The following is an 853-nucleotide window of genomic DNA, read 5'->3' as shown; positions in this document are numbered from 1 at the left end:
CAAACCAGTGTATTGCTTGGCATCTCTGAATAAGAACTCAATCTGGTAACGAGCCTTATAATAAGCGTAGATCAACTGGCCATCCAGTTCCAGATCCGTTGAAAAGTATACGGCATACCGGCCTGTAGGCTGACCTTCGTCAAGGAACTCAACATAGGCTAAATTGACCTTTCTTTTCAAACGGACTGCCCAACAGATCAATCCCCATATTTTCACCTCCTGATCTTCGTGGAGCAGTTGGAATTGGTCTTTGTCAATTTTCTTCAGCTTGATTTTACCGTTATACTTCTTGGGCCGGCCACGTCCTTTTTCTCTAGGACCGGCGTAGAGATATTTCAAATCAGCGTCTTTACGAAATTTAGAAACAACTTCTAGATCGGTCTGCTTGCAAACCGGGTCGATAAAGGAAATCTTTGAGAAATAGCCATCTACGACCACATACTTAGATACCTGGCGAAGCTGCTCTTTCCTTTCGATGATCAACTGGGCATAGTGATCTACCAGGGATTGTCCTTTTTCTTTGAGTTCTTTTTGACCAGGCGTCTGGATAGCTTCCAATGGCATAGCCGTATGATCATCTATGCCGACTACGCCCAAACCACCTATTTCAAGGCCTTTGACGGATTTACCCAAACAACCACTCCAGAATTTGTCAAGCTGTGGGGTGTGCTTCCCACTTTTGGGAAGATAACTTGGGTCAAAGGCGATAATCCGGTGAGCACCTAAATGTTCTTTACTTAACTCAATATTGAATTGGAGAAAATCGAATGACTTTTCAAATTGGAGTCGGTAGGTCTTTTCACAGTAAGTGCCATATCGCTCCATGCCTTTGAACGTGTATCGACCTCGTAGA

General features: G+C 43.8%; 1 protein-coding gene. It reads right to left on the bottom strand.

The window, feature by feature from the left end; genetic code table 11:
- On the bottom strand, positions 1-825 hold an 825-nt coding region (locus FRY97_RS21955), incomplete at its 3' end, for a transposase (protein ID WP_147169766.1).
- Positions 826-853: the final 28 nt, after the last annotated feature.

Origin of the sequence: Phaeodactylibacter luteus (assembly GCF_007993045.1) — a bacterium.
GTDB lineage: Bacteria > Bacteroidota > Bacteroidia > Chitinophagales > Saprospiraceae > Phaeodactylibacter > Phaeodactylibacter luteus.
The sequence above is the reverse complement of the archived record's forward strand: the minus strand, read 5'-3'. Positions and strand labels throughout refer to the sequence as shown.